Genomic DNA, 18,920 nt, shown 5'->3' on the forward strand with positions numbered 1-18,920 from the left:
ATCGGCGGGGTCGCCCCGGGGCTGAGCCGGATCCGCCCTTTCGGGCGGATCCGGCGGATATCTCAGCTGTCGCCGCCGGTCTCCCCGACCGGTGCCGCGTTGACGTCGTCGATCGCGTACTTCTTGGCCGCCTCGGCCGGCACGTGCGACGGCACCTTGCCGCTCAGCGCGAGCTGGCGCAGCGTGGCCACGACGACCGACTCGGCGTCGACGTTGAAGTGCCGGCGCAGGGCGTGCCGGGTGTCGCTCATGCCGAAGCCGTCGGTGCCCAGCGAGGTGTAGTCGTTCGGCACCCAGCGCGAGATCAGGTCGGGCACGGCCCGCATGAAGTCGCTGACCGCGATGACCGGGCCCTCGGTGCCCTCGAGCTTCTGCTGGATGTACGGCTTGCGGGGCTCGTCGCCGACATGCAGCAGGTTGTGCTCCTCGGCCTCGACCGCGTCGCGGCGCAGCTCGGTCCACGAGGTGGCCGACCAGACGTCGGCGCCGACCCCCCAGTCCTGGGCGAGCAGCGTCTGCGCCTTGAGGGCCCAGGCCAGGCCGGTGCCGGAGGCCAGGATCTGCGCCTTCGGGCCGGTGGTCTCGGGCGCCGGCGAGTACCGGTAGAGGCCCTTGAGCAGGCCCTCGACGTCGAGGTCGGCCGGCTCGGCGGGCTGCACGGCCGGCTCGTTGTAGACGGTGAGGTAGTAGAAGATGTTCTCCTGCTTCTCGCCGTACATGCGGTGCAGGCCGTTCTCGACGATGTGCGCGATCTCGAACGCGAACGCCGGGTCGTAGGCCACCACAGCCGGATTCGTGGCCGCGATCAGCAGCGAGTGGCCGTCCTCGTGCTGCAGGCCCTCACCGTTGAGCGTGGTGCGCCCGGCGGTGGCCCCCAGCAGGAAGCCGCGGGTCATCTGGTCGGCCGCGGCCCACAGCTCGTCGGCCGTGCGCTGGAACCCGAACATCGAATAGAAGATGTAGAGCGGGATCATCGGCTCGTCGTGCGTGGCGTACGAGGTGCCGGCGGCGATGAAGCTCGCGGTCGACCCGGCCTCGTTGATCCCCTCGTGCAGGATCTGGCCGTTGGTCGCCTCCTTGTACGACAGGAAGAGCTCGCGGTCGACCGACGTGTAGGTCTGGCCGTGCGGCGAGTAGATCTTCTTGGTCGGGAAGAGCGAGTCCATGCCGAACGTGCGGGCCTCGTCGGGGATGATCGGGACCCAGCGGGCGCCGAACTCCTTGTCCTTCATGAGGTCTTTGAGCAGGCGGACGAACGCCATCGTGGTGGCGATCTTCTGCTTGCCGCTGCCCCGCTTGACGTCGCCGAACGCCTTCGAGTCGGGGATCTGCAGCACCTTGGCCTTGGTGCGCCGCGACGGGATCGAGCCGCCCAGCTCGCGCCGGCGCTCGAGCATGTACTGCATCTCGTCGGACTTCTCACCGGGGTGGAAGTACGGCGGGAGGTACGGGTTGTCCTCGAGCTGCTTGTCGCTGATGTCGAGGTAGAGGCGGTCGCGGAAGCCCTTGAGGTCGTCCAGCGTCAGCTTCTTCATCTGGTGCGTGGCGTTGCGGGCCTCGAAGTGCGAGCCCAGCGTCCAGCCCTTGATCGTCTTGGCCAGGATCACGGTCGGCTGGCCGGTGTGCTCGGTGGCCGCCTTGTACGCCGCGTACAGCTTCTTGTAGTCGTGGCCGCCGCGCTTGAGGTTCCAGACCTCGTCGTCGGTCATGCCCTCGACCAGCTTGCGGGTGCGCGGGTCGCGGCCGAAGAAGTTCTCGCGTACGTAGGCCCCGGACTCGCCCTTGAAGGTCTGGTAGTCGCCGTCGGGCGTGACGTTCATGAGGTTGACCAGCGCGCCGTCGGTGTCCGCGGCGAGCAGCGGGTCCCACTCCCGGCCCCAGACGACCTTGATGACGTTCCAGCCGGCGCCGCGGAAGAACGACTCCAGCTCCTGGATGACCTTGCCGTTGCCGCGGACCGGGCCGTCGAGCCGCTGCAGGTTGCAGTTGATCACGAAGGTGAGGTTGTCGAGCTCCTCGCGGGCGGCCAGGCCGATCGCGCCGAGCGACTCGACCTCGTCCATCTCGCCGTCGCCCAGGAACGCCCAGACATGCTGCTGGCTGGTGTCCTTGATGCCGCGGTTGTGCAGGTAGCGGTTGTAGCGCGCCTGGTAGATCGCGTTCAGCGGGCCGAGGCCCATGCTGACCGTCGGGAACTCCCAGAAGTTGGGCATGAGCCGCGGGTGCGGGTAGGACGGCAGGCCGCCACCCTGGTGCGACAGCTCCTGCCGGAAGCCGTCCAGGTCGTTCTCGCTGAGGCGGCCTTCCATGTACGCCCGGGCGTACATGCCGGGGGAGGCGTGGCCCTGGTAGAAGATGTGGTCGCCGCCGCCGGGGTGGTCCTTGCCGCGGAAGAAGTGGTTCATGCCGACCTCGTAGAGGCTGGCGCTCGACGCGTACGTCGAGATGTGACCACCGACACCGATCTCGGGGCGCTGGGCGCGGTGCACCAGCATCGCGGCGTTCCAGCGGATGTACGCCCGGATCCGGCGCTCCACGAACTCGTCGCCCGGGAACCAGGGTTCCTGCTCGGGCGGGATCGTGTTGATGTAATCCGTGGAGGTCAGGGGCGGAACGCCGACCTGTCGCTCCCGGGCCCGCTCGAGCAGGCGCAACATAACGTAACGGGCTCTCTTGGCGCCGCGTTCGTCGATGACTCCGTCGAGCGACTCGACCCACTCATTGGTTTCGTCGGGGTCGATGTCCGGAAGCTGGCTCGGCAGGCCGTCGCTGATCACCGGGCGCTTGCGCTCCGTGGCCACAGGCATTCCTCTTGGTCGGGTGTCGGAACCGAGCGGCCCATTGTGTGAGTCGCGCGGGTGTAACTCCATCCTGCCCCTTCGCCGTGCGCATCGTCACGCCTACCTTGCACGCGGCGATGAGAGACACATTGACTACCGATGAGTAACTATTCGGTCACTAACCAGGCAGGAAGCTGAACCTTACTTGGCGTTCCTGGTTGTCCCCGTTGGTGTCCACCAGGCAGATCGACTGCCAGGTGCCGAGGGCGATCCGGCCGCCGATCACGGGCAGCGACGCGTACGGCGGGATCCAGGCCGGCAGCACGTGGTCGCGCCCGTGCCCCTTCGAGCCGTGGCGGTGCCGCCAGCGGTCCTCGGCCGGCAGGAGCTGGTCGATCGCGGTCAGCAGGTCGTCGTCGGAGCCGGCGCCGGTCTCGATGATCGCCAGACCGGCGGTGGCGTGCGGCACGAACACGTGCAGCAGCCCGTCCCCTTCGGACTCGACGAACCGCTCGGCCTCACGGGTGATGTCCCGGACCGCGGGACGCGACCCGGTCCGAACCGTGATCAACTCGGTACGCATGACCCGAGTCTGCCAGCCCCGTCGCAGCTCCCGGTGGGTGGGAGCATTTCTCCCATGGCGGGGCTCGCCCCGGTCGGTAATGCTGGTCCGGTGACCACCCCGCAGAACCTCGACGAGCGTTTCCGCGACGCTGTGTCGGCGCTCACCCCGCCAGGTGATCGACGTGCCCCGGGTGACCCTGTCCGCGACGGCTCGGCGCTCACCGGCGCCCGCGCCCTCGAACTGTTCGACGCCCAGCTCGCCAGCCGCCACCTCGACCTGGCCGCGCGCTGGTTGCGCAGCTTCAACGAGGGCTTCTACACCATCGGCTCGTCCGGCCACGAGGGCAACGCCGCGGTCGCCGCCGCCCTGCTGCCCACCGACCCGGCCCTTTTGCACTACCGGTCGGCCGCGTTCTTCTGCGCCCGGGCCAAGAGCCTGCCCGACGCCGCCCGCGACGTGCTGCGCGGCGTCGTCGCCTCGGCCCGCGAGCCCATCGCCGGCGGCCGCCACAAGGTCTTCGGCAGCGCCGACCTCAACATCATCCCGACCACCTCGACCGTGGCCTCGCACCTGCCCCGGGCGGTCGGGCTGGCCCACGCGCTGTCCCGGCCGCGCGCCGACAGCCGGTGGGTGCGCGACGCCATCGCGGTGGCGTCCTTCGGCGACGCCTCGGCCAACCACGCTGCGGCCACGGCCGCGCTGAACTCGGCCGGGTGGTTCGAGCACTCCGGCGTACGGCTGCCCCTGCTGCTGATCTGCGAGGACAACGGGCTGGGGATCAGTGTGCCCACGCCCGGCGGCTGGCTGGCGGCCATGCTCGGGTCGCGGCCCGGGCTGCGCTACACGGCGGCCGACGGGTGTGACCTGGCCGCCACCTACGACGCGGCGAGCGAGGCGGCCGGCTTCGTGCGCCGGGAACGCCGGCCCGCCGTGCTGCACCTGTCGGCCGTACGCCTGATGGGCCACGCCGGGGCCGACGCCGAGGTCGCCTACCGCACCACCGACGAGATCAACGCCGATCTGGCCCGCGACCCCCTCGTCGGCACCGCCCGCCTGCTGGTCGAGGCCGGTCTGCTCGGCCCCGACGAGGTCATCACCCGCTACGACGAGGTCGGCTGGCAGGTGCGCAAGGTGGCCGAAGAGGTGCTGGGCGAGCCCAAGCTGGCCAACGTGGCCGAGATCGTCGCCCCGCTCGCCCCGCGCCGGCCGCTGCGGGCCGCCCACGAGATCACCGAGGTCGCCTCGCGGGCCCTCGGCCCCGGCGCGGCCGCCCGCTCCCGTGCCTTCGGCGGAAAACTGCCCGAGCAGTCCGGGCCGCTCACGCTGGCCCAGACCATCAACGCCACGCTCACCGACGCCCTGGCCTACCACCCCGGCGTCCAGGTCTTCGGCGAGGACGTGGGGCGCAAGGGCGGCGTGTACGGGGTCACGAAGCACCTGCAGGAGCGGTTCGGCGCCGAGCGGGTGTTCGACACGCTGCTCGACGAGACGACGATCCTCGGGCTGGCCCTCGGGGCGGGGCTCGACGGGCAACTCCCCGTACCGGAAATTCAGTACCTGGCCTACCTGCACAACGCCGAGGACCAGCTGCGCGGCGAGGCCGCCACCATGTCGTTCTTCTCGTCCGGGGCCTACCGCAACCCGATGGTCGTGCGGGTGGCCGGGCTCGCCTACCAGCAATCCTTCGGCGGGCACTTCCACAATGACAACTCGGTGGCCGTGCTGCGCGACATCCCCGGCCTGGTGCTGGCCGTGCCCAGCCGGCCCAGCGACGCCGCGCCCATGCTGCGCTCGTGCCTGGCCTCGGCCGCGGCCGACGGCACGGTCTGCGTGTTCCTCGAGCCGATCGCGCTCTACCACACCCGCGACCTGCACCAGCAGGGCGACAACGAGTGGCTGGCCCCCTACGCCGGCCCCGGCGCCTGGGCCACCGAGCACGTGCCGATCGGCCGTGCCCGCACCTACCCGGTCGGCACCGCCACCGATCTGACCATCATTACGTACGGCAACGGGCTGCGCATGTCGCTGCGGGTCGCGGCCAAGCTGGCCGAGCAGGGCTACGGATCCCGAGTGGTGGACCTCCGCTGGTTGAATCCGCTGCCCGTCAACGACCTCGTCCGCGAGGCCGGCGCCACCGGTCGCGTGCTCATCGTCGACGAGACCCGCCGCTCCGGCGGTGTCGGCGAGGGCGTGCTGGCGGCCCTGGTGGACGGCGGTTTTGTCGGCGCGGCCAGGCGGATCGCCTCGGCTGATTCGCTGATTCCGCTGGGTCCGGCCGCGCAGCATGTGCTGGTGGGGGAGGATGCGATCACACAGGGTGCCCGCGCGCTGCTGGCCCGGTAAATTGCCTCACACCCGGTGCGCCACTTGCGCTGGGGCCCGGGAGTGTGTGGACTAACCCCAGTTCACGGAAATTGACAGCTAGGAGGACTTAGACAGTGAGCGCGACCGCTGGTCAGGCCGACGGCGTACGTAGCCTGGCGGACCGGTTCGGCTTCGAGCCGAACATGGTGGTCATGGAGATGGGCTACGACGACGATGTCGACGAAGACCTCCGTGACGCCCTGACCGAACGTGTCGGCGAGTTGGTCGACGAAGACACCGACGAGGTCGTCGACGCGGTGCTGTTGTGGTACCGCGACGGTGACGGTGACCTTTTCGAAATTCTCACCGACGCCCTGGGCCCCCTCGCCGACAACGGCGTGGTGTGGCTGCTGACCCCCAAGGCCGGGCGGGACAACCACGTCGAACCGAGCGAGATCAGCGAATCGGCCCCCACGGCCGGCTTGCAGCAGACCTCGACGGTCAACGCGGGCAAGGACTGGACCGGCGCCCGGTTGGTCACCCCCAAGGGGAACAAGAAGAAGTAGCTCACTGCCCTGAGTCCTACCGGTCGGCGTCCCTGGGGCGCCGACCCGGTTAGGGTTGTGCCCATGCCACTGCCGGTCGGCGCTGTCGCGCCCGATTTCACCCTGAAAGACCAGAACAATCAGCCCGTACGCCTGGCTGACTTCCACGGTCGCAAGGCAGTGCTGCTGGTGTTCTATCCCTTCACGTTCACCGGCACCTGCCAGGGCGAGCTGGCCGAGATCCGGGACAACCTGGCCGTCTACCAGAACGACCGGGTGCAGGTGCTGGCCGTGAGCGTCGACTCGGTCTACGCCCACAAGGTGTGGGCCCTGCAGGAGGGCTTCGACTTCCCGCTGCTGGCCGACTTCTGGCCGCACGGCGGCGTGGCCCAGGCTTACGACGTCTTCCACACCGACGGCGGCATGGCCAACCGGGGCACCTTCCTCATCGACTCGGGCGGCGTGATCCGCTTCGCCGAGATGCTGGGCCCCGGCGAGTCCCGAGACCAGAACGCCTGGCGCGAGGCCCTGTCCGGCCTGCCGGCCCGACCTTAGGTACGATGACCACTCCGGCCATGCCGGGCGCGTAGCTCAGTGGGAGAGCACTCGCCTTACAAGCGAGGGGTCGTAGGTTCGAAACCTACCGCGCCCACCCATTGACCAGGGCCGGAGCGGACAGAACTCGATCGGCCGTCCGCCCCGGTCTCAGTTTCGGTCTCAATTGGGCTTCCAGAGCAGGCCGGCGACCTGCTCAGCGATCCCGTTGACCAGCTCCGGCGCGAGGTGCTGGTATCGCGTCGTCATGGCCATTTGGGACCAGCCCATCACCTCCATGACCGCCCGAGTCGGCACCCCGAGCACGAGCAAAATGGTCGCTGCCGTGTGGCGAGCGTCGTGCAACCGCGCGTCCCGGACTCCGGCCTCTTGCAGGAGCGCTTTCCAGGCGTCGTGGTCAGCGCGGGGATCGATTGGCCGCCCATTGGGCTGGGCGAAGACCCAATCACCTTCCTCCCACAGCTGCGCGGCCCTTTGGCGCTCGATGTCCTGAGCGGCTTTGTGGAGCCTCAGGGCTTCGACCAATGGGGCTGGAATGCCGACGGCCCGGCGGCCGGCCCGCGATTTCACGTCGACCTCTTTGAGTCCTCCGCCGTGCCGTTTTGGGCATTTGCTGGCGTGCCGCCGGCAGTCCTTCGGGCACGGGGGAGGGCAGGCCAATTGGTGCCGGGTGCAGTTCGGCGGGCACGGCGCGGTCTTGTGGAGTCGCGCTCCGCACTCGTTCGGGTTGTCGCAACCGTGCTGCCAACGGTGACGTTGCAGCTGCCGCGGAGTCCGTAGGCGTCCGGCTTCGAGGTCGATGCGCCGCCATTTGAGCCCGAGTGCCTCGCCCTTGCGCAGGCCGAGGGCCAGGGCCAGGGCGAATCGAACCCCATTTCGTTTCTCGGCGGCGACGGCGAGCAGGCGTTGCGCCTCGGCGACGGTGAACGGCTCGATCTCCTGCTCGTCCAGGCGAGGCGGCTTCGCCAGTCGAGCGACGTTGCGAGTGAGATGCCCCCGCCGCACGGCGACGTTGAGAGCGGTCTTCATGGTGCGATGTGTCTGGTGAGCGGTCCCCGGTGCGCTGCCGCGCCGGATCATGGCCGTGTAGAGCGTCTCCAGGTGCTCCGGCTCAAGTTTCTCCAGCCGGTGGGCGCCGACCCCCGGGATCAGGTGCTTGTAGACGGCGGCGCGGTACCCGACCATCGTGGTCTCCCGGACGGACGGCGCGGCGATGTTCTCCACCCAGTGCGTCAGCCAGGTGGCGACGGTCCACCTCTGACCGACCTTGCGGACAGTGCCGTTGTCGCGCTGCCGTTCCAGGTCGCGGACCTTGCGGGTGACGACCCCCTCGGTCTTGCCGCGGACGTGCCGCCGGTCGGGCCGGCCGTCGGGCTTGATGCCGACGGTGACCCGACCGTGCCACGCCCCATCGGCGCCGAGGTAGATGCTCGATGCGCCGTTGGGCTTGCGTCCCATCTGTGATTTCCTTTCAGGCCGCGGGCGGCAGTTGGACGTTCTGCGCGCGGAGCCGGTTGACGTAGGCGGTCAGGCAGTCGCACGGGATGCGGCGGAGCCGGCCGATGGTGACGGACTCGATTTCGCCGCTGGTCACCAGCGCGTACATGAGGGTTCGGCCGATGCCGAGCCGTTGGGCGGCTTGCTCGATCGTCAGGACGAGGGGGGTGGGGTCGGTTGCCATGTCGTGTCTCCCCGTGGTCAGTGCGGCAGGGGTGTTGAGGCGCGTTGTAAGGCACGTTCCGGCCGGTCGGCGGAGCGGTTGAGGGCAGGTGGCCGCGCGGTGTGACGGCGTTCTCCTCGGCCCGCTGAGGGCGCCGTGAAGCCAAGATCCGGGGCGGGTGAGGGTGGCTGGATGCGCGGATGCGGCAGCGTGGCTCTGGGCGGGCCGAGTTTCTGGCTGCCGGGGCGGGGGCGGCTCGGTTTTGAGGGGGTAAGCCGTACCAGCCGTACCAGCCGTACCAGTGCAGGTCAGGGGCGGTACGGATCTTGAGGTGGTACGGCTCAAGCCGTACCAGTGGCATCTTCGTCGGGCGGCGGGGGCATCTCGTCGAGGGCGGCTTGGTACGGCTTGAGCCGTACCACGTTGTCAAGCCGTACCGCCTCTGAGCTGGGCGGGTACGGCTGGTACGGCTGGTACGGCTCCCCCTCGGGCATGTGATCGACGGTTTCCGGGGCGTAGCGCTGCCAGGCGTCGCGGAAGTCAGCGCGCCGGTAGCCCTTGGCCTGCCCGGTCGGCGGCGCGAACCGGATCGTCTCGGGCCGGATGTCGTACTCGCGCAGCAGCGCGCCGAGCTTGGCCCCGCTCAGGCCGGCGCCGCCGTACTCGGCCCACGGCGCTTCCGGGTCGGCCTTGAGCCGTTCCATCAAGGCGGCGGTCGGGATCGCGTCGAACGGGCCGAACGCCGTCCGGCAGTCGATCAGCAGCCGGAGCCGGTCGGAGAACTCCGTGTCGCCCTCCCGGGCGGCCGTGAGGACTTGCGCGGCTCGCCGGCCGCGGTCGGGCCAGTCGCCGCCGGCGAGATCGGCCACGGCGATCAGCGGCTCCCAGGTGTCGGCGGCCCGGTCTTCCAGCGGCATCACCGGCTCGGCCTTCTCCAGTTCCACGAGGTTCGCGCGGAGCCAAGTGGTGAGGTCGGCGGCGAGCTTGCGCAAGGCCGGACCGTCGCGGCGCTGCCGGTACGGCGACACCTTCTCGGTCGCGGTACGCCGGCGCATCTTGACCACCACGGCACGGTCTTCGATGGTGTCGGGCATCTGTCCGATCCCCGCCAGGGCGGCCATGGCGAACGTGGCGATCTTCTCGACCTTGTTGGTGGCGTTGTTCCACCGGATCGTGGGCCGGTTGCGCTGATGACCGGCGTTGAGCAGACCGCGCAGATCCTCGTTGGTCTCACCCGCTTTCGCCCCGAAAATCGTGTCTGCCTCATCGAGCAGGATCGTGGGTGGCTCGCCCTCCCCGATCGAGCGGTACACCGCGGCGGTGGAGGCGTTCACGGTGATCAGCGGGTTGTAGCAGGTGCCTTCGACCACATCGAGCAGGCGGGACTTTCCGCACCGCTTCTCGGGCGCCCGGATGACCAGCCGGGCCGCGTGCGCCCATGCCGGCTGAGCGTGGCTGGCGGCGATCCACAGCACCACCGCGTCGATGGCCTCGGGCGAGGGCAGGATCACGTATCGGGTGATGATGGCGTGCAGGCGGTCAAGGATGGCCGCGCCTTCGTTGGCGCGGTCGGCAGGGTCAGTCATGCGGCGATCCCTTCTGTGGCAACGGATTCGGCGCGGAATCCGCCGGTGATGGCGGCGTTGACGTCACGGTCGTTCTGCCCGGCGGCCCGGCCGGCGGTGTAGAGCGCGGCATGGGCGTCAGTGGCGGTCAGCGCGCCCGCGGCGACCATCCGGGCCACCCCGCGGGCGGCGCCGTACAACGTGTTGCGGCGACGGCCCTCCGGGGCGCGTGCCACGGCTTCGAGGTGGGCGGCGAGCAGGGCGGCCGGTGATGAGATGCCCCGCCCGCTGGTTGTCGGGGTCGGGCCGGGTGCTGGGGTCGCGGCCGTCGCGGCCGTCGCGGTCGGGCGGCAGGCGGCGAGCAGCGGCGGGGGCATCTCAACCACTGGCCGGTCCCCCACCCACCGGTAGGGCTGCCGGGTGCCCGGGTGGATCGAGGGGGGCGCGACGACGTACCCGCCGTCAGCTTTCAGATCGATGCCCGGGTGCCCGTGCAGCTTGGCGGCCAGGGCTCCGCCGGGGTGGCGGTAGTACAGGTGCCAGCCCCCGGATCCCGTGCGTGCGCACCGGGTGGGTGGCATCAGCTCGGGCAGCGGTCGGCCGCCGTTGCGGGGGTCGATGTCCACCACGACGATCCGAGCCGGGCGGCCGGTGCGGATGGCGAGCAGGCCGCCCGGTACCGCGGCGTGCATGGCTCTGAGCCGGTCGGGGTCGGTGGTCGCGGCGTAGAACCCGTGACAAGACAGGCACGTGCACGTCTCGGGGTCATGGCTCGGGTCGGCATCGGCTTTCGGGCAGGCCGGGCAGTTGGCCACGGGTCGTTTCGTGCGGCCGAGCAGGAACACGGGCAGGCCCTCGGCGGCCAGCGCGAGCGCGGCAGCCAACAGCGGGCCGGTCTCAGGCATGCGCACAGATCCTTTCAACGGGTGAGGCGGCGGAACGCCGTCCGCTATGGCTTGCAGGCGGCCGGAGGGCGCCCGGCGCGCGGTCAGCGCGGGGACCTCGGCCGGGTAGAGCCGGGCGAGTGGCGCCCGCCGGGCCAGCCGTCGCCGTAGCTCGGCGTCGCTGCCGGCGGTCATGGGGCAGGCGAACAGGTCGTGGATACGTACCGCGGCGATGCCGTGAGCGGCGTCCAGGGCGGTTCCGGTCATCAGGCAGCGCCAGCACTGCCACCGGTTCACCGACGTGACCGGCCGGAGTTCGCAGCCGGGGTGCCGGTCGTGGCCGCCGGCCGCCGCCGCGGGATGCAGCGGTACCCCGCACCCGGCCGCGCATCGAGAGGTGGGCGCGGCGGAGCCGCTCATCATGCCGCCCGTAGCTCGACAGACGCCGTGCTGCGACCGGTCGCGGTGCTCAGGAATGCCCGGCCGATGTGCTCGGTGTAGACGGGCGGGATGGCCTCGGTCAGTTCCTCGCGGACGTCGGTCCAGTCGATCCCGAGGGCGTGTTGCATCTCCGCGAGGGTGGCCTTCCCGCCGCCGTTGCCGTACGGGGCAACGTACGGGCCGTCGCGGAAGAACCCCGGCCGGCCGCCGGACTTCCCGCGGTAACCGCGTACGTAGCCGCGGTGCCCGCGGATCGGACCGGCCGGGTGCTGGGGTTGGGCGACGGTGAAGCCGTGGATCTCGAAGTCGCGGTGTCGTTGCACCCACGGCGGAGGGCCGACCTCGAACATGTCGGTGCACAGCGTCAGATCGGTACAGATCAGGCCGCCGTGGTTGCTGGGTTGCTCGATGTAGAACGGCACCCCCGCGGTGAGCAGCAGTTCCCGGGTCGGCGGCACGAACTGCGGGTGACGGCCGCCCCACCCCCGGGCACGGTTGGTGCCCTGGGTCAGGGTGCAACCTGCCTGGCAGGGCGGCGACGACCCGATCAACGCGAACCGGTGGATCTCCCCGGAACGGATGATCTCCCGCAGGTAGCGGATCGCATCAGCCTGTACGAAATCGTCGCCGCAGTAGTTCGGCCGGTCGTTGTGGTCGACCCCGGTCACCCGGAATCCGGCCCGCTGCAACCCGCGGGTGGCGCCGCCCGCGCAGCAGTACAGATCGAGGGCCTCGGGCCTTCGGTCGGCGCTCACCGCAGCCACCACACGGCCGTGCCGAGCACGCCGGCCAGAGCGACCACGACGGTGGCGACCGCGGGTCGCGGCAGCCCGGCGCGGATCTCCCAGCGGTAACGGTAGGCCAGCCGGGTCAGGACGGTCAGGCTGCCGGCGATGGCGGCCAGGGCGAGGATGCGCGGCATCCACCACGCCGCGGTGCGCACGGCGAGCCACACGGCCAGGCCAAGAGAGGCCATGATCAGAAGGATCGGCAGGACCCGACGGACGAACCAGCCGATGATCTCGAGGGCGGCGAACCAGCGCCACAGTCGGCGGCCGAGTTCGTAGGCGGCGCCGCGCCGAACGTCACGGAACCAGGACATAAGGGATTCCTTACTGTGCGTAGAACTTCACGGATTTCACGGATTTCACGAGGATTGCGCGCGCGGGCGCGCGCAGGCGCGCGCGTAGATGCGCTTTCAAGCGGGTGCGTGAAGTGCGTGAAGTGCGTGAAGACGCACCCGCGGGTGTGACGCTGCGTATAGCGCGAGCAGGTCGCGTGGGCCGCGCGGGACGCGTCAGTGCGCCCCGCGCGGCAGCGCGGTCATCAGGCAGCGCCCGCGTAGGCGGGCACCGGCTCGGGCTGGATGATCTCGTACACGCCCTTGTCGTCGGAGCGCCGCAACAGCGGCTCGGGTCCGCCGCAGAACTCTTTGAGGATCTTCGAGATCGTGGGCGGCTTGAGCCCTTCCTCACCGACGCGGCCGACGATCGGGGCGAAGTTGCTCGGCCGCACCGTGCGCACGCCTTTGCTGCGCGCGTGCATGATCGCCTCGATGAACATCTCGCGGATCTCGGTCGGGGTGTACTGCCGGCCGTCTTCCGGCCCGAGATCGAGGGGGATCCGTCGCCGGGCCGGAACGGTGATCGGCTCGTGCGGGTCCTCGTCGGGCGGGCAGTCCGGATCGATCGGCGGCGGCACCAACTCGGGGTCGTTGTCGCGGTCAGGATCGTCGGAGTCGTCGGCCCGCTGCGAGGTGCCCCCCGCGGCCGGAACCGTCGCGGGCGCCGCAGGGCGGCTGGCCGGGTGTTCGCCGCGGGCGGCGAGCACATCGAGCAGTTCGCCGATCACGGCATCCCGGTCGGGCCGGAAGGTTCGGCCGGGCAGGGACCAGTCGTCGGGGTCGGTGCCAGGCAGCTCGGCGTACAGCGCGCCGGGCTTGCGGTTCTTCCAGCCCGGGTCGGCTCCGGCCTCGATCGTTTCCTCGGACAGGACTCGACCGCCCTCGGCCACGTCCTTGACGCCCATGCAGATCACTCCGCCGACTGTGGTCCGAACCGAGGTGGGCAGCCGGTCACCGGTCGCCCGCTGGATACCGAGCAGCAGGAACATCCCCACTGACCGGATGGACTCGGCCAGCTCCACGAGGGTGTCCTCAGCCTCGATGAACTTCGACGCCTCATCCACGATCACCACGCGGAACGGCGGGCACTTGCCGCACCCGGCGGTCCACTGCTCGTGGCCGTGGCCACCGATCTGCCCGGCCCGCTTGGCGACCTCGGGAATCAGGCCGTCCAGGTAGCGCTCGCCCTCGTCGGCGTTGTGGATGAACGTGTGCATGGCGTCGCGGAACTCGGCCGGCAACTGCAAGCCCTTGCGGCCGTCGATGTAGGTCACCTCGGCATCGATGCGCGACCGCGCTTCCGCGGCCAGGGTCAGCTGCAGCTCGGTCTTACCCGAGCCGGCCTGCCCGAGCAGGATCAGCACCCCGATCGCGTTGCGCCCGGCCTTGCTGTTACCGGGCAGGATCAGCGGGATCGGCGCCCCGGTCTGGTACACCCCGAACCGGATCGGCTCCCCGATCGAGCCGCCCGGCGCGGACAGGCCGGGCCACGCGGGTGGGTTCTCGAGCATGTCCACCGGCGAGACCTCCATGCGCCCGGTGCGGGGGGTGTTGCGGTCGCGGATCATCCGCACCCCGCCCACCGGCACATCGAGGGCGGAGGCGATGGCGGTGCGAACCTCTGGCTTCGCGAGGGAACCGAAGTCGCCGCCGGGCAGCATCTCGGCGTGGGTGACGATCCGGCCCTCGATCTCCTTGGGCTTGCCGGTCGCGCCGACGTCCTGCAGCTCCCGCACCCGCTCGCCGAGTTCGCCGAACAGGTTCGCTCGGGCGTCGTCGCCGTGCCCGCGCAGCAGCTTGGTCACCGCGAGCAGGACCGAGGTGGTGACCATGACCAGCAGATACACGACCACGGAGTCGAACGAGAAGCCGCGGAAGGTCAGCACGAACAACCCACCACAGGAGCAGATCGACATCAGTAGGGATGCGGCCCGTAGCTCGATTTTGCGGGCGCGGCCGACACCCCAGGTGGCCCAGACGATCACGGCCGAGCAGGCCAGGATCAGCCCGGCCCGCCAGGCGACCTGCCAGACGGTGGGGTCGGCGTAGGCGCCCCACATCCGCGAGAGGACACCGGCCAGGATCAGGTTCGCCAGGCCGGCGGCCGGCGGCACGAGGTAGGGCAGCGGGTTGCCCTTCACTTCGTACGAGGCGCCGCGGGCCAGATCACCCCCGCGCACGCCTCCGCTCTGGCGGCCCATCAGGCGGCCCGCCGATCGGTCCGGCCGCGGACCGTGAAGTCCGACGCGCCGGGCTGTTCGTCATCGAGGGCGATCAGGAACGCCTCGAACCGGTTGCGGCACACCCGCGCATACGCGGCGACCGCGAGCATCTCGTCGGCGGACTTGACCAGCGGTCGGGCGACCTGCCGGCCCCAGAACTTGGCCCGCATCCGCGACAGGCCGTTACGCCGGCCGTAGCGTTCGATCTTCATCCGGACCATGCCGGCCAACTCGTCGATCTCGTCGTGACCAGCGATACCAAGCTGCCGGATGCCTTCCAGCAGTTGGAGCAGGTCTTCGTCGTCTCGGATTTCCACATCGGGCATCAAGCGGTTCGCCATCACGCGTCCTTAGGCAGAGCAGGCAAAGGGAGAGGTGAGCGCGGGGACGCGCCGGCCGCAGCTGCGCGCGACGCGTCCCCGCGGGTGATCAGTTGCGTTCGGCGTAGAGCTGGCCCGCCCGGGTGATCCGGACGACCACGGCACTGACCCAGGCTTCGGCTCCGCCGGGCAGCAGCAGCCGCAGGCTGCCGGAGAACGGCTGCCGGGCGTTACCGAGTTCGATCTCGTCGCCGTCTTCGGTAAAGGCTTCGATCATGCCCTCGCGGTGCAGCTCGGCCAGATCCTCGAACAGGACCATGCCGAGCAGGTAAGACAGGTGAAGCCCGATCCGAGCGTTGCTGAGCGAGCGCAGTACCCGGTGCGGGTTCTCCCAGTAGTAGCTCTCGCCGGCCTTGGACAGCCGCAGGATGAGCCGGCGGCGGTGGGTCTTGATCAGGCCCGGGGTGAGGTCGATTTCCTCGCTGTTGAGCTTGGCGACGATCAGGCCGCGCTCGACAAGCTCGCACACCGTTTCCGGTGTGACGTCTTGGGTTTTGAGCATGTCGGTCAGCCGTACCCGCTCGCCGCACAGGTAGATCAGGCGACCCAGCACGCGCCATTGCTCAGGTGTCAATGTCCTCATCAGACAGTGCTCTCCGATCGGGGGTAGGCGGTCGACGGGCAGGCGGCCGTTCCGGCGTCGTTGCCGGACGCGCCTGGATCTGCGAGGGGTGTGGGCAGCGCCGCTCGGTTGACCCGATGCCGGTAGCGGCCCATGTCGAAGCGGGAGGCGAACCCGAGCACCGGGCCGGGCAGGTCCACCACGCTCGTCTCGTCGGCCCGATCGAGCCGGGCCTGAAAGTCGGTCACCGTGACCGAGAGCAGCAGCGGATCGCAGGCCGTCAGGTACCGGGCGATCACATCCCCGGCACCGGCTCCCGGCCGGTCGGTGTACCCGGACACGGCGAGCGCGGCAGCCACCTGCTCGTGGGTGCCGCCGAGGTTCGCCAGAGCCAGCGCGGCGATCCGCGCCGGGTCGGTGTCGTCGATCTGCGCGATGGTCAGCGCCATGTCGGTCAGCGCCACCGGTTGTGCTGCGGCGCCACCGGGTCACAGCCGCGCGGGCAGCGCGCGGGCGCCGTGGTCTTGGCGCCCGCCTCGAAGGTCGCGGTGTGCCCGCAGGCCGAGAACGTGATCTGGACCGGGGGCGGTGTGGGCGGGGGTTGCGGGCGAGCGGCCATACTGGCCTCCTCCTCTGAGGTTCTTGCAGCGGACGGGGAGACCGGCGGCACGGCGCGTGACTTGGCGGTTGTGAGCCGTGCCGCCGGGCGGTGCTGGTTGCGGTGCATCAGGCGGGGTCACGCCGCTACCAAAGCGGGTGTTTCCGCAGCCTGCGGGTCTGATGCTGGCGGCGCGATGGCGGCGCGAGCGGGCAGGTAGCGCCGCGCGGTGCGCTCGCTGACGCCAGCCTTCGCGGCGACTTCGGCCGCGGTTGCGGCGGGCATCCGCGCGGCCACCTTGGCCACCTTGTCCGCGGACGTCGGCCGCGGCGCGACGCGCTTGGGCGCCGGCCGCTTCGCCGGCGCCGCAGCGGGCTCGGCCGGTGCCTCGGTGACGGGCGCCGCCGCGGCGGGCGGGGTGACCGGGCTCGCAGCCAGCTGGATGGCCGGCGCCGGGTCGGCGGCTCGGATGCGGTCACCGAGTTCGACCAGGCAGATCGAGGCGACCACGATCAGGCCATCGACACTAAGCGGGAGCAGGTACGGCGAGGCGCCGGTCTCGCCGTAGTGCGCGGCCACACCGACCATGTGCCAGTACGACACCCACGCGGCGATGCCCGCGATGCCCGCGGTGGCGGTCACCCGCACGACGGCCAGCCAGCGCGAGTGCACCGGAATGCGGGAGATGAGTTCCACCGTCAGCAGCAGCGCGATCGGCGGCCACGCCGCGATGGTCTGCGAGATCGGGTTGTCCACGGCGTGCAGCACATTGGCGATCGTGGAGACGACCACGCCAAGCGCGAGGGCGCCGCGGACGGCCCATCGGATGCGTTTGAGCTGGGGAAGTGCGGACATCAGGCAACCTCCGAGGGTGCGCAGGAAAGGCACTCGCCAAGCGAGCGCGGGATGACGTAGGGCCGCACGCGGCGGCAGGTGGGGCAGGTCCGGCGGGCGCGCATCGCCTTGGCGAGCGCTGCCAGCACGGCCGGGGTTGCGGTCCGCTTCGGCCGCGCGAGATCGAGGTCGTAGAGGTAGGCGGCTCGGGTACCGCCGACGCCGGCCCACAAGACTTGAGCGGCGATCGGTTGGCCGCCGGGGCATAGACCGCGTTTACGTAGTTGACGGCGGGTGGCGTAGCCGTCCGGCGCGCCCTTCCACCAGAAGGTGGGGATGCCGTACCGGTCGCCGTCCGGGTCGTGGAACGCGGCCCGGATCCGGCCCATCAGGCTGCGAGCCGCGGGCGGGGTGAGCGGGTCAGCCGGGCCACGTGCGCGAACGTCTCGCGGATCACCGCGTGCTCGGCACGCCGTACGCGGCGGGTGTCCATCTCGTTTACCCGGCCGCGCTCGATCGCGGCCAGCAGGGTGATCTCAGCGTCAAGCCAGGTCAGCTCGGCGTCGATCAGTGGTTGCTCGGACTCGATCGCGGCCAAGTCGGCGGCGGTCGGCTCGGTGTCAAAGTCGTAATCCCTCACGGGAAGTTCCTCCAAGTGGAGGGTCAGCGCGGCGCCAACACAGCGGCTGATGCCGCGCTGACCAGCGGAAAAGTAGAAGTGATTGCATGGGTGACCAGCGCCCATGCGCGGCGACCTTTTCGGGGTTCCGACCCGGGGAGGTGCGACCCACTCGGCTCTGTTGAGTTCTCAAAGAACGAGCACCCTCTGGCCTTCCTGCCCGAGAAGCAGACGCGCCAGAGCCGCGAGGCTCGCTGTGTTTACCCCCCTTGATTACTCCGTCAAGCGGGATGAACAGAGAACATCACAAAGCCGGAGAGCATGTCAACCCCCCTCAACACATACGGTCCAGTCCCCTTGCGCTACCCGAGCACGGATAGCCCCTGTGAACTGGGCTGGGCTAGGATTAGGCCCCTTAACGTGCCAAGGAAAGGCCTGTCGTGAGGGATGTAGCCGCCGTCGAAGCTCTGACTGACGCACGCAAGCGGGCGCTCACGGCGCACAAGGTGATCGACGAGTACCAAGCGGCGATCGGTGACCTGTCGCGTGTGCGCCGGACTGCCCTGGAGGAGCTCATGGGCGAGCCGACGAAGATGACGCAGTCGCAGCTCGCCGAGATGCTCGACGTGTCCCGTTCGCGGGTTTCGCAGCTGCTCTCAGCCGGCACCCGTCCGGAAAAAGCTTTTCTCGGTTCTGGCAAGGTCACGCTTGCCATCGGTGGAAAATTCGAGGTGGGCCGGAACGACCCCGGCGCGGTGCTGTCTGCGGAAGCGTTCGCCGCCTATGAGATTCTCGCCGAACTTGCCCGCTCGGTTGGACTTGACGCGGGTTATGAGGTTGTTCCCCCGCCCGGCCATGTTCACCTCAACCGACCGAATCTAATTGTCCTGACCAACCCTCGCTTGCTCCCATTCCTAAGCCAAGTAATGGAAGCGGATCCTCACCTCAGGTACGTAGAGGATGAGCAGGGGTGGTACATCCAGGAACCTGACACGGGCAAGGAATATCGGTCCCCGCGAGACAGCGGCGAATGCGCCGACTACGGGTACCTAGGGCGCTTGCCGCGTCCGGACGGCAAGGGATCATTCCTCTATATCGCGGGAACCCATGCTCAGGGAACTCTGGGAACGGCGCGCTATGTCGCGGACAACCTCGCTGAATTGCATCGAGAGTTGAAGTCGCGCCGCTTCTCAACGGTTATCCTCTGCCGGTATGACGCTAAGGATCGGCGAAAGATTCTCTCGACTGAGCGGGTAACTCCACTCTTCAAGCACGAAGGCTGA

At 69.8% G+C, this 18,920-nt stretch carries 20 protein-coding genes and 1 tRNA gene; 5 read left to right on the top strand and 16 right to left on the bottom strand.

Translation table 11 applies throughout. The annotated features are described in order from the left end of the window. Positions 1 to 62 precede the first annotated feature (62 nt). Together aceE and M1L60_RS29655 are read right to left on the bottom strand one after the other, a co-directional pair. The gene (aceE, locus tag M1L60_RS29650; protein ID WP_308208554.1) at positions 63 to 2,801 is read right to left on the bottom strand and encodes a pyruvate dehydrogenase (acetyl-transferring), homodimeric type; all 2,739 of its coding nucleotides are present in this window, start codon (positions 2,799 to 2,801) and stop codon (positions 63 to 65) included. A gap of 157 nt (positions 2,802 to 2,958) precedes the next feature. Further along, positions 2,959 to 3,363: a YjbQ family protein gene (locus M1L60_RS29655; protein WP_253240829.1), complete on the bottom strand. Its 405-nt coding sequence runs from the start codon at positions 3,361 to 3,363 to the stop codon at positions 2,959 to 2,961. Positions 3,364 to 3,417: 54 nt separating this feature from the next. Here M1L60_RS29655 and M1L60_RS29660 point away from each other — a divergent pair, with 54 nt between their 5' ends. The 4 genes from M1L60_RS29660 (at position 3,418) to M1L60_RS29675 (ending at position 6,846) form a co-directional block, all read left to right on the top strand. Next, a complete protein-coding gene (locus M1L60_RS29660; protein WP_253240830.1) occupies positions 3,418 to 5,688 on the top strand; it encodes a thiamine pyrophosphate-dependent enzyme in 2,271 nt (756 codons plus the stop codon). A 95-nt stretch (positions 5,689 to 5,783) separates the two neighbouring features. Continuing rightward, positions 5,784 to 6,215 carry a DUF3052 domain-containing protein gene (locus M1L60_RS29665; RefSeq protein WP_253240831.1) on the top strand — a complete coding sequence of 144 codons (432 nt, stop codon included), beginning with the start codon at positions 5,784 to 5,786 and terminating at the stop codon, positions 6,213 to 6,215. Between the two features lie 63 nt (positions 6,216 to 6,278). After that, positions 6,279 to 6,749 carry a peroxiredoxin gene (locus M1L60_RS29670; RefSeq protein ID WP_253240832.1) on the top strand — a complete coding sequence of 157 codons (471 nt, stop codon included), beginning with the start codon at positions 6,279 to 6,281 and terminating at the stop codon, positions 6,747 to 6,749. Positions 6,750 to 6,774: 25 nt separating this feature from the next. Next, positions 6,775 to 6,846, top strand: a tRNA-Val gene (locus M1L60_RS29675). A 65-nt stretch (positions 6,847 to 6,911) separates the two neighbouring features. On the opposite strand, the gene M1L60_RS29680 is transcribed toward M1L60_RS29675, so the two are convergent. The 14 genes from M1L60_RS29680 to M1L60_RS29745 all read right to left on the bottom strand — a co-directional run bounded on the left by M1L60_RS29680 (position 6,912) and on the right by M1L60_RS29745 (position 17,658). Further along, a complete protein-coding gene (locus M1L60_RS29680) occupies positions 6,912 to 8,207 on the bottom strand; it encodes a tyrosine-type recombinase/integrase (protein ID WP_253240833.1) in 1,296 nt (431 codons plus the stop codon). Positions 8,208 to 8,220: 13 nt separating this feature from the next. Beyond that, positions 8,221 to 8,430 carry a helix-turn-helix domain-containing protein gene (locus M1L60_RS29685; RefSeq protein WP_253240834.1) on the bottom strand — a complete coding sequence of 70 codons (210 nt, stop codon included), beginning with the start codon at positions 8,428 to 8,430 and terminating at the stop codon, positions 8,221 to 8,223. Positions 8,431 to 8,750: 320 nt separating this feature from the next. Then, complete coding sequence (locus M1L60_RS29690; RefSeq protein ID WP_253240835.1) at positions 8,751 to 9,995, bottom strand: DUF3631 domain-containing protein; 1,245 nt, start codon at positions 9,993 to 9,995, stop codon at positions 8,751 to 8,753. Continuing rightward, positions 9,992 to 11,125 carry a bifunctional DNA primase/polymerase gene (locus M1L60_RS29695; RefSeq protein WP_308208556.1) on the bottom strand — a complete coding sequence of 378 codons (1,134 nt, stop codon included), beginning with the start codon at positions 11,123 to 11,125 and terminating at the stop codon, positions 9,992 to 9,994. The genes M1L60_RS29690 and M1L60_RS29695 overlap by 4 nt, the downstream gene beginning before the upstream one ends. A 152-nt stretch (positions 11,126 to 11,277) precedes the next feature. After that, positions 11,278 to 12,054, bottom strand: coding sequence for a DNA cytosine methyltransferase (locus M1L60_RS29700; protein WP_253240836.1), 777 nt, complete (start codon positions 12,052 to 12,054; stop codon positions 11,278 to 11,280). Beyond that, positions 12,051 to 12,401: a hypothetical protein gene (locus M1L60_RS29705; RefSeq protein ID WP_253240837.1), complete on the bottom strand. Its 351-nt coding sequence runs from the start codon at positions 12,399 to 12,401 to the stop codon at positions 12,051 to 12,053. Before M1L60_RS29705 ends, M1L60_RS29700 begins: the two co-directional genes overlap by 4 nt. 224 nt (positions 12,402 to 12,625) lie before the next feature. Further along, the gene (locus tag M1L60_RS29710) at positions 12,626 to 14,602 is read right to left on the bottom strand and encodes a hypothetical protein (protein ID WP_253240838.1); all 1,977 of its coding nucleotides are present in this window, start codon (positions 14,600 to 14,602) and stop codon (positions 12,626 to 12,628) included. Positions 14,603 to 14,622: 20 nt separating this feature from the next. Next, complete coding sequence (locus M1L60_RS29715; RefSeq protein ID WP_253240839.1) at positions 14,623 to 14,985, bottom strand: hypothetical protein; 363 nt, start codon at positions 14,983 to 14,985, stop codon at positions 14,623 to 14,625. Positions 14,986 to 15,073: 88 nt separating this feature from the next. Next, positions 15,074 to 15,577, bottom strand: coding sequence for a hypothetical protein (locus M1L60_RS29720; protein ID WP_253240840.1), 504 nt, complete (start codon positions 15,575 to 15,577; stop codon positions 15,074 to 15,076). Between the two features lie 29 nt (positions 15,578 to 15,606). Further along, positions 15,607 to 16,050: a hypothetical protein gene (locus tag M1L60_RS29725; protein ID WP_253240841.1), complete on the bottom strand. Its 444-nt coding sequence runs from the start codon at positions 16,048 to 16,050 to the stop codon at positions 15,607 to 15,609. Then, on the bottom strand, positions 16,041 to 16,205 hold the full coding sequence (locus M1L60_RS29730; RefSeq protein ID WP_253240842.1) for a hypothetical protein: 165 nt from the start codon (positions 16,203 to 16,205) through the stop codon (positions 16,041 to 16,043). The genes M1L60_RS29725 and M1L60_RS29730 overlap by 10 nt, the downstream gene beginning before the upstream one ends. Positions 16,206 to 16,322: 117 nt before the next feature. Further along, positions 16,323 to 17,039 (bottom strand): DUF2637 domain-containing protein, encoded by a 717-nt coding sequence (locus tag M1L60_RS29735; protein WP_253240843.1) that lies wholly within the window; start codon positions 17,037 to 17,039, stop codon positions 16,323 to 16,325. Then, positions 17,039 to 17,407, bottom strand: a complete 369-nt coding sequence (locus M1L60_RS29740; RefSeq protein ID WP_253240844.1) for an RRQRL motif-containing zinc-binding protein — start codon at positions 17,405 to 17,407, stop codon at positions 17,039 to 17,041. Before M1L60_RS29740 ends, M1L60_RS29735 begins: the two co-directional genes overlap by 1 nt. After that, positions 17,407 to 17,658, bottom strand: a complete 252-nt coding sequence (locus tag M1L60_RS29745) for a DUF6284 family protein (RefSeq protein ID WP_253240845.1) — start codon at positions 17,656 to 17,658, stop codon at positions 17,407 to 17,409. Before M1L60_RS29745 ends, M1L60_RS29740 begins: the two co-directional genes overlap by 1 nt. 485 nt (positions 17,659 to 18,143) lie before the next feature. Between M1L60_RS29745 and M1L60_RS29750 the strand changes: the two genes are divergently transcribed. Beyond that, entirely contained in the window at positions 18,144 to 18,920 is a 777-nt protein-coding gene (locus tag M1L60_RS29750) for a helix-turn-helix domain-containing protein (RefSeq protein ID WP_253240846.1), read from the top strand.

Source organism: Paractinoplanes aksuensis (genome assembly GCF_024137025.1).
In the GTDB taxonomy this organism is placed as follows: domain Bacteria; phylum Actinomycetota; class Actinomycetes; order Mycobacteriales; family Micromonosporaceae; genus Actinoplanes; species Actinoplanes aksuensis.

Coding starts and splice junctions, on each gene's coding strand:
- M1L60_RS29735 (WP_253240843.1), bottom strand. CDS start 17,039: ATGTCCGCACTTCCCCAGCTCAAACGCATCCGATGGGCCGTCCGCGGC.
- M1L60_RS29705 (WP_253240837.1), bottom strand. CDS start 12,401: ATGTCCTGGTTCCGTGACGTTCGGCGCGGCGCCGCCTACGAACTCGGC.
- M1L60_RS29685 (WP_253240834.1), bottom strand. CDS start 8,430: ATGGCAACCGACCCCACCCCCCTCGTCCTGACGATCGAGCAAGCCGCC.
- M1L60_RS29695 (WP_308208556.1), bottom strand. CDS start 11,125: ATGACCGGAACCGCCCTGGACGCCGCTCACGGCATCGCCGCGGTACGT.
- M1L60_RS29670 (WP_253240832.1), top strand. CDS start 6,279: ATGCCACTGCCGGTCGGCGCTGTCGCGCCCGATTTCACCCTGAAAGAC.
- M1L60_RS29690 (WP_253240835.1), bottom strand. CDS start 9,995: ATGACTGACCCTGCCGACCGCGCCAACGAAGGCGCGGCCATCCTTGAC.
- M1L60_RS29660 (WP_253240830.1), top strand. CDS start 3,418: ATGGCGGGGCTCGCCCCGGTCGGTAATGCTGGTCCGGTGACCACCCCG.
- M1L60_RS29730 (WP_253240842.1), bottom strand. CDS start 16,205: ATGGCCGCTCGCCCGCAACCCCCGCCCACACCGCCCCCGGTCCAGATC.
- M1L60_RS29680 (WP_253240833.1), bottom strand. CDS start 8,207: ATGGGACGCAAGCCCAACGGCGCATCGAGCATCTACCTCGGCGCCGAT.
- M1L60_RS29715 (WP_253240839.1), bottom strand. CDS start 14,985: ATGGCGAACCGCTTGATGCCCGATGTGGAAATCCGAGACGACGAAGAC.
- M1L60_RS29740 (WP_253240844.1), bottom strand. CDS start 17,407: ATGGGCCGGATCCGGGCCGCGTTCCACGACCCGGACGGCGACCGGTAC.
- M1L60_RS29655 (WP_253240829.1), bottom strand. CDS start 3,363: ATGCGTACCGAGTTGATCACGGTTCGGACCGGGTCGCGTCCCGCGGTC.